This is a genomic window from Parachlamydia sp. AcF125 (assembly GCF_018342475.1).
Classification (GTDB): Bacteria; Chlamydiota; Chlamydiia; order Chlamydiales; family Parachlamydiaceae; genus Parachlamydia.
The window spans coordinates 1-1042 of record NZ_JAEMUD010000012.1 but is presented as its reverse complement, the minus strand read 5'-3'; the positions used below and the strand labels follow the sequence as shown (position 1 = coordinate 1042).

At 42.3% G+C, this 1042-nt stretch carries 1 protein-coding gene; it reads right to left on the bottom strand.

Going from position 1 to position 1042, the window contains the following annotated elements; all coding sequences use genetic code 11:
• Nucleotides 1-238: 238 nt before the first annotated feature.
• Nucleotides 239-1042: hypothetical protein (locus PARA125_RS09665; RefSeq protein ID WP_213158677.1), on the bottom strand; the 804-nt coding region annotated here is incomplete at its 5' end.

Below are 1042 nucleotides of genomic sequence, written 5' to 3'. Positions count from 1 at the left end.
CGTTTGTTAAGCTCTCCTACTGCCAACCTAGTGGGCAGCACAGCTCCCTGGTATTGAATGAAAGGATTAACTTGCATAATCATGGTCGCATCTTCCTCTAAATGGACTTGGCTAGCAGTAGCCTGGACTTTAATAGGTACAGACCCGGACTGAAAAGCGGGATAAAGAGCCCTATAATCTTTAAGAGTGTGCTCACAGCAATTAGGCCCATCAAGAAAACCTTGTTCTGATGGGCAATCTACTTTGGGAGTTTGCTAAATACCCCTTCTGCTAACTTACTAGACGCTTCTTCAGAAACGCCTGCCACAACGGCAGATTGGGAACGGCGGCCCTGATCCATATGGCTGACCTCTGCTCTTCCTCCATGCGAAGCCATCACCAAGTTTGTGGCATCTTCGCCTAGCTGATGATGTTCATCTTTAGCAATTCCCCCTGGGCTAAATTCGGAAAAGTTAGAATTTTGGCCAGGCTCTAGATGGGAAATAGCAGGTGTTGCATCTTCTCCCTCTTTCTTTTCTTCAGTTTTATGTCGCAAAGGGATGCTTGGATTTTGTCCCCATAGATGCCCTTTTTTCTCTAATCTAGAAGCGCAAACTAGGCCGATTAATTTAGCGCTAAGCGATAGATAAAGCTTTTTTTCGTCTTCAAAGTAGCGCTTTTTTTCCTCTGCATTTGAAAAAGGATATAATTGTTGGATGAGCTCAAGTGTTTTTTTAGGCTTTTCGGCGTCTAAAGTCTTGTTGTCTGATTTGATGCGATGCACAATTTCTGCTTGGTGGTTTAAAAGGGTCAACTCTTTCTGCTTTAAAGTGCTATAAGCGTTTTGCCTTACCTGCTTAGATTTAAGATAGATAAATTTCGGTAGATTCTTCTTTTTTTTGCCCTTGGCTAAAGCTTTTATAAACTCTTGAGTAAACGCTGCTTGATTGCCGCTAAAGACTAGGTTAAAAATCCGCTGCCCATACTTGGCAGTATAGTAAGCCACCTCTTCAGGGGAGTATTTTTTGTGAGTTAATTCTTTAGTATGTAAAAGCTTAAAGCC